Source organism: Vibrio sp. 10N.261.52.A1, assembly GCF_002876325.1.
Taxonomy (GTDB): domain Bacteria; phylum Pseudomonadota; class Gammaproteobacteria; order Enterobacterales; family Vibrionaceae; genus Vibrio; species Vibrio chagasii.
The window spans coordinates 1054-7538 of sequence record NZ_MCYD01000505.1 but is presented as its reverse complement, the minus strand read 5'-3'; the positions used below and the strand labels follow the sequence as shown (position 1 = coordinate 7538).

Sequence of the window (6485 nt, the reverse complement as noted above, 5' to 3'; positions counted from 1 at the left end):
AACCTCAACGTAGGATTGAGCATTAATATGAGTTATTTCAAAGTTAGCAACGCATGAAATAATGGAAAGAATGGTTAAATGTAACTCCTCCCTAGGATGATAATATTGGTCGGGTTCGAGTATGCTTACAGCCTCTTGAAATCTCATTATTTCATCGAGAAGAGCATTGTTGCCTTGTTTTAGATAGGCTAGAGCAGTGATCCCTCTTCGAGTGTCGTTGGGTAGATCTAATAGATGTGAATCTAGTTCATATTGGTCGGTTTTAGATGCAACTTTAAAGCGTTGCCACATCTTGTCATAAATCTCTTCGCTCACAGTTTTCCTTCGATAGTTATTAAGACAATAGGTGAGTACAGAACTTATTCCCTTGAGATGAGTGGCTTAAAATGCATCCTCACTCAAATATTATGTTTAGCTGTTCCATTACTCGGTTGTGTGGGTTTAGGCTTCAACAGCTCCTATTTTCTTAGACATGTAAAAACCAGTAATAGAGAAGCCCACTGCTTGGTAGAGCTTCGGTGCTCTTTCATTATGGTACGCGATTCTTAACTTTATTTGTTCAAGACCATGTGCCTTAAGCTGGTGTTCTAATGAGCTCAGTGCTTGTTTTCCATAGCTTGCACCTCGGTACAAATTAAATACGTAGAAGTCGTAGATGAAGGTAGATTTATCTTCTGTATTAATGGAGTGCCAAAGGTAGCCGACGAGATATGCTTGTCCATTAGCTGAGCTTCAATACAACGTCCAATATGTGAGTTCACATACTAGGAGTTGGTTAGCTCGAAAGGTAAACATGGTGTGCCTTGGTGATATTTAAGCTGCCAACCAGCCTCAGTCAAAACCCATATAGAGCAACGTTTGGCATAGTTACTCACATCACCAAGTTCACTTACCAAAGCAGTCTGATATTTTAGTAAGTGTACCGAAGGGCTTAGTAAAAGGCATTCGTAGTTTTGTGAGTGAATTTTTGAGGTGGAAGGTTCCTCTGCTCTCATCATTTTGACGATAGACATAAAGTCATAGCTATCGCCACTGCGACCGACTTCGGTAAAATCGGGATGGATTAAACGCCTAATATCATTATTGTTTTGTCGAACTTCATATTGATGAAGCTCGATTTCTTGCCGAATCAAAATTTCCAATTGAGCTCCCTAGCGTAGATTTCAAATTCCCCGTGATCATATTACGTATCATCCCTAGAAGCATTGCATAGAGTGCTACGAGGCTTGTTTATAAGCGTTTTGCTATAGAGTGGTTCCATTTACTAATGACCAGTGGTGTGGCATTAATTCGCGGATAGTTTTGAACACCAGCTTATTTTCTTTTGTGGAGATAGCTGCTTTAACGTCGCCTCCCCAATGAACCAGTCTTTCTTGGCAGACTCCACAAGGAGATAGCACCAAAAACTCACTACTCTCGTCTTCTCGACAGATACACAGAGAGTGTGTGACTTTTTCGTTCAATTTATGCGCTTCCAGAAAGGCGCCGACCTCCATACAAAGAGAAAGTGCATCATTTTTCGTATCGGGAGCAATACTGGTTAAAATTTTGCCTGTTTCCGTTCTTACAGCCGCAGCGCCACCCCAGCCTCGTGGATACCGTTTTTTAATCAGTTCAACGGCAGCGTGATATAACCCCTGTTCTTCTTGTTCCATAGTATCCTCTTCGAGCGGTCATTGTCTGTAGCTAGTTAACGATGACGACCGTTTTCGCCAACTTGTCACCGATTCTCTGTCTCTTTTTACCAAGAATAAAAAATGCGTCGATAATGCCAAGCAATGGTGATAGCAAATTACGAAAGAGTGATTGTTTTAAACTACAATTTTCTCCTGTAATCGAATCTATAACCGAAATTCCCAGTAGTTTCTTGCCAAGACTTTGACCTCTCGGCAAACCATCAGAAAGTAGGAAGTACGAAGCTGCTATCAAGCTCGCTGACCAACCTGTTATATCTTGAGATAAGCCGATTGAATTACCTAACGAAAGAAAGAGCATGAATATGATAGCGCTAATCAAAGAATCGATGAGCTCCCCTACATAACGACGCCCTGGGCTTGCTAGCTTATACGCTTTAATTACACCGTCACTATTGTTTTTCACTTTTTTCCCTTTAGATGAATTGGATATTTGAGTTGCTTGATAATGTCAGGTCCACCTAGCTATGTTTGAGCGCGCTGTGACCTCCTTGGACGGATACTCTCTAACATACAGGGTCAATTAATTTGGATGATGACCCTGAAAATCGTGATGGTGTTGCCTGTAAAGAAGGAACCGCGTAGCCAAATATTAAGCTATTAGCTTTTGTTGTTTTTACTCTCGGTAATATATCTAAAGCTTATACTTGTTGGTATTTATTAAACGTACATCAATGTTTGATCGCTTCACAAAACGGTATCTCACTATTGAGTGGTTTCGTTGTTAGGTGCGAATTTAAATTATTGACTTGGTTGTACTTAAATTTTTGATGTTGTAGTGAACATGACTTTACGCTGTGACAAGCTCGTGCGATTTGAATCGGTGACTGGTTAATTCATGTCTTTTTATTGTCATTGCTTTATGATTGCTCAGACATACCTAATACCCCGTCAACTCCATATACCCTGTACCTGAGTGTGTTCCTTTAATTGAGATTGGACCCTCCCAATAGGGAACCGATAGGGGCATTTTTGCTTTGGGATTGAGTGCTGAGACAGTCAGCTCTATGTTTTTCGTTGGAATTGATATTTGCCACTCTGTTGGATAATCGCGCCCATCGATTACTGTTTGTTTGGTGGCGGTGAGAGTAATGTCTTGCTGCGAAATGGCAGTACCAGAGCCATTTCGCAGCATCAATCTTGCGTGAGCATAGTTGGCTTCGCCTGTCGCCGAGTTTCGCAGTTGAAACACGACTAGGCTGGTTTCATCATTGAGCCTAAGTGCAAACCAATCCCAGCCTTGTTGAGAGTCGAGTAAGAACTGCGAGCTCCATTCTCTGTCTATCCAACCTTTGCCTGAAACCTGATGCTTCACGCCATCAATCGTCACGTCGCCTGATACATCGATGAATGGCTGACTGTAGTAGTAGGAGGCGACTTTTCCGTCACTGCTTTTGGTGCTGTAGCCTTGCTCTCCTTGTTTTTGGTAGGGAGCGTCGTTAGTCAGTGTTAACGAGTAGCCAAACTGCTCTGAATTAGCATTCAATGTGGCAGGGAATAAGTCATTGGTAGAAGATGTCCACTGCCAATCATCAAGATAGACGCGAAATGGTGATGTGCTTACTCCTGCCAGTTCTGCTTGATCGCGTGACCATTTTTCATCGGCGTAGTGTTTTTCTTCGGTGGTGACGGCACTGTGAGCCATGTAGATCTGTTGGCTTTGCCATGCGGTTGATTTGTTTTGTTCGGCGATGTTTTCTGAAGCTGCGGCAAAACGGAACTGTGTCCATTGTACGCCTAGCGCATTCCCGTCTGCATCGATGAGATTAGCGGTTAGATACCACCATTCATGACGAAAATTCGGGTGTGCTTGATGGTCTTTAGGGAAGCTGAGATCAACGCCTTTAATGACGGGACTGAATTGATTACTCTGCTGCTCACTGCTCCCGCCGAGTATTGCTCCCATGTTCTGAGCGGAATTCGGATCGGCCTTGTCACAACCCCATAGAGATAGCAGACCCAGTGAGAGAGTAAATAGTCTGATTAACTTAGGTTTCAAGTCAATGTTCATTACAACACCTCACTTTGCAAACTGGATACCACAGGCTTACTGACTAATCGCCATAGAGGAATGAGTGTTGCAATCACTGCCACAATAATTGTGATGAGGGAAATGCTAAGCGCATCGCTCCAATTCCACTGGTAATTTAAGCTCCAACCGAAGGCGCGTAGGGTGACGATGTCGGTTAGTACGTAGCCCACCATAGCGCCTAGCGGGATGGCGATAACCAAAGTAAAGGTCACAAGCACAGCGATTTGCCCGAGAACCATCGCCATCAGCTTTTTGCGGCTTACGCCAAGCGCATACAACCTTGCGATAGCGGCCTTACGAGCATCGAGCAGCATAAAACACGCACAGAATAAGCCAATCACAGCGACCATCAAGGTGACGCCATTCAGTGCGCGTGTGATGGCAAACGTTTGTGAAAAGATATCCAAAGCGAGGGATTTGATCTGTGCTTGGTCGTAGAGCTGACTTGGGTGCAAGTTCAACTGCTTGCGCAGCTGTTCGTAGACTCGTTGTTGGTTTCCAGAGACTTTAATCCCTAGGCTAGTCGGCAAGTGAGTAAAACCGCTTTCAAACCATAAGTTAGGAGCAAGCAATACCTCGCCATTGGGCGAGCCGTAGTCGTGGAAAATCGCTCCGACGACGAGTGATTTGCTTGGAATAGAGTCGAGCTTAAGTTCGCTGTTCAAAGACAAGCCAAGCTTCACTGCCGTAGGTTCGCTTATCGCAACCAGTTCACCTTGGTAGAAGCGCTGCCAAAAGTTATCAAGCTGCGATTGGAACCCCATGGTTTGCGCTAATGTATCTTTGTCTTTGGTGCCGAGTAACGTGGGCAAGCCTTGTAGGTTATCATCGACATAATATTGCTTATAAACGGTTTCAACGTTCTCAAACTGTTCTAACGCACGTTCTACATTAGCGATTTCACCTTGAGCTGGACTAACGTAAATGTCGGCGTGCAGCCGCTGTTCTAACCATTGCTTTAGGGTGGTTTCAAAGCTGCCTACTAAGGTATTCATTCCCATGTTAGCCGTTACAGCAAGAAGCAGCGCCATCATGGCAAGGGAGAGTGGAGAGATGAGCTCTCTCAATTCAGCAAACAGGTACTGCATCAACCCCGACTGAGTGCGCTGTTCACTCCAATTTGCTAATACGCTGAGCGTTTTAGGCAAATACAAAGGAATAGATACCACTAATACGCCAAGCCACGCCATAGTGAAACGGTGGTGTTCGCTAAGCCACAAGCCAGCTAATGCGATACCCGTGAGTGTTATTCCGATGATAAACAGTTGGTTTTCGTTTGAAGCCTCTGGCGCTTGATAAAAGCCACCATGAGAGGAGAGCGGTTGGTGAATGCGTTGTTTAAAGTGCTGCCAGCAGGCAGCAAGTGTGGCGGCTAAGGTGAGTAATAAGGCCTGAACTAACCAAGACCACTGCCATGTGCCAGGCAGAAGTGTTGCTCCGTAAAGTTGTTCCAGCGTGATCGCCACGGTGGGGTGGAGCCAGTGGCTTAATTGAATACCCAAAATGAAACCGAGTGAAGCTCCTAGGGTGACAAGAACGGTAAGTTCAATGAGCAAAGCAGAAAACACAATGCTTGGTGAAACGCCTGTTTGCTGAATTTGTACTAACAGCCGACTACGTTTCAGTAAGCTGTATTTCACGCCGTTATAAGCGATGAACAAACCTACCAAGAACGCGAGTAAGCTCATGGCAGTTAAGTTGAGGTGAAAGCTGTCGGTAATTGAGCCGAGATCGGTACTTTGGTTGTTAGTGATCCATTGCCCTTGTTCTGCGATGAGACTCTGCCAGTTATCTTGTGGTTGGTTCTCGACATTAAAAACGGCGATATAGCTCAGTTGACCTTGTTTGTTGAGCAGTTGTTGAGCGAATCCTATGTCCATCAGCATTCGACTCCCCAGTTGCCACTCATCAGGCAGCACAACCACTTGGGTAACGATGTCATCGAGGATCAGCGTTTCCACTTCGTCTAAGCTTTGATGCTGCGACTGGCTCACCATCACAATGGGCTTGCCTGCTAAGAGCTGAGGTAGGGGAAGTGCATTATCAAAAAGAGATATGCTTTGTTCGTTCTCTTTGGAGTAGCGAGCTCTTGAGGTAAGAGCGGCGATGAGCTCGCTGCCTTGGATTGACCAACGACGTCCTTGCTCGTCTCTCACACGCCCTTCAATCACAGGTAGTATCGCGCTGAGTCCGTTTTGTCTGAGCTTGAAGTAGAGCGACTCAGGTAGATAGTTTTGTCCTGCTGGTGGAATGATTAGGTTCTGAGCCTGAGCGCTCAGTTGTTCGGTGGATTCTGCATAGCTGCGTTTGGCATTCAAGTTGATGGCTTGTACCGCGACAAACAAGGTGACCGCTAGCACTATGCCAATCAAGATCGCCGCGGCTTGCAATGGTGACTGACGATAGTGCGCCGCGAATAGGTTTAGCGTGAGTTTGGTGTGCGCAACCTTTAAGCGAGCAGGCGCGTTAGTAGCATTAGCCTTGAGCATGAGTCATCTCACTGGCTTGATTTTGGCCTATATGCTTGAGACTTCCATTGTCCAAGACCAGCTGCCTCTGCATAAAATCGGCGCATTCAGGGCTGTGCGTCACCAATAATACAGCGGTGTTGCCTTGTGTTGTGATCTCACTTAGTAATCTCATCACCTCCAACCCTGCTTTATGATCTAGGTTGCCTGTGGGCTCATCTGCAAGCAAAAGTTTAGGTTTATGAGCCAACGCTCGAGCGATAGCGACACGCTGTTGTTGTCCACCAGATA

6 protein-coding genes and 2 pseudogenes are annotated in these 6485 nt (G+C 45.2%); all 8 read right to left on the bottom strand.

Annotation, left to right across the window (positions count from 1 at the left end):
- A pseudogene (locus tag BCT81_RS06350) lies at window positions 1-315 on the bottom strand (hypothetical protein); the annotation flags it as partial.
- A gap of 126 nt (window positions 316-441) precedes the next feature.
- A pseudogene (locus BCT81_RS06345) lies at window positions 442-714 on the bottom strand (GNAT family N-acetyltransferase); the annotation flags it as partial.
- Between the two features lie 50 nt (window positions 715-764).
- Window positions 765-1142: a DUF4440 domain-containing protein gene (locus BCT81_RS06340; protein ID WP_102423558.1), complete on the bottom strand. Its 378-nt coding sequence runs from the start codon at window positions 1140-1142 to the stop codon at window positions 765-767.
- 102 nt (window positions 1143-1244) lie between these two features.
- Window positions 1245-1655 carry a cytidine deaminase gene (locus BCT81_RS06335; RefSeq protein ID WP_017107807.1) on the bottom strand — a complete coding sequence of 137 codons (411 nt, stop codon included), beginning with the start codon at window positions 1653-1655 and terminating at the stop codon, window positions 1245-1247.
- 31 nt (window positions 1656-1686) lie between these two features.
- Entirely contained in the window at window positions 1687-2100 is a 414-nt protein-coding gene (locus BCT81_RS06330) for an RDD family protein (RefSeq protein ID WP_102423557.1), read from the bottom strand.
- 474 nt (window positions 2101-2574) lie between these two features.
- Window positions 2575-3705, bottom strand: coding sequence for a lipocalin-like domain-containing protein (locus tag BCT81_RS06325; protein ID WP_102423556.1), 1131 nt, complete (start codon window positions 3703-3705; stop codon window positions 2575-2577).
- Window positions 3705-6215: an ABC transporter permease gene (locus tag BCT81_RS06320; RefSeq protein WP_102423555.1), complete on the bottom strand. Its 2511-nt coding sequence runs from the start codon at window positions 6213-6215 to the stop codon at window positions 3705-3707. Before BCT81_RS06320 ends, BCT81_RS06325 begins: the two co-directional genes overlap by 1 nt.
- Window positions 6202-6485 (bottom strand): ATP-binding cassette domain-containing protein (locus BCT81_RS06315; RefSeq protein WP_133152581.1); only part of this gene is annotated, 284 nt, incomplete at its 5' end. The genes BCT81_RS06315 and BCT81_RS06320, both read right to left, overlap by 14 nt.

What these genes read in the sequence shown, in the direction of transcription:
- BCT81_RS06335 (WP_017107807.1), bottom strand. Translation starts at nt 1,655, where the DNA reads ATGGAACAAGAAGAACAGGGGTTATATCACGCTGCCGTTGAACTGATT.
- BCT81_RS06325 (WP_102423556.1), bottom strand. Translation starts at nt 3,705, where the DNA reads ATGAACATTGACTTGAAACCTAAGTTAATCAGACTATTTACTCTCTCA.
- BCT81_RS06320 (WP_102423555.1), bottom strand. Translation starts at nt 6,215, where the DNA reads ATGCTCAAGGCTAATGCTACTAACGCGCCTGCTCGCTTAAAGGTTGCG.